At 31.1% G+C, this 257-nt stretch carries 1 protein-coding gene; it reads left to right on the forward strand.

Features of this window, described 5'->3' with window-relative positions; genetic code table 11:
* Positions 1-257: type 1 glutamine amidotransferase family protein (locus Q4528_RS14650; protein WP_512701000.1), on the forward strand; the 257-nt coding region annotated here is incomplete at both ends.

Raw genomic sequence — 257 nt, forward strand, 5'->3', positions numbered from 1 at the left:
ATTTTACAGGTGGTCATGGTGTGATTTTTGATTTTCCTGATAATAAATATGCACAAAATGCAATTAATGATATTTATAATCATGGTGGTATTGTTTCAGCTGTATGTCACGGAATCGCAGGATTATTAAATGCTAAGAATAGTAAAGGACGTTTCATTATTGATCAATATCATTTGACTGGATTTTCAAATGTAGAAGACGTGTTGGCCAATCGTAAAAATGTCGTTCCTTTTAAATTTGAAGACGAAATTAAACGT

This window comes from Staphylococcus pasteuri (genome assembly GCF_030547725.1).
Lineage (GTDB): Bacteria > Bacillota > Bacilli > Staphylococcales > Staphylococcaceae > Staphylococcus > Staphylococcus pasteuri.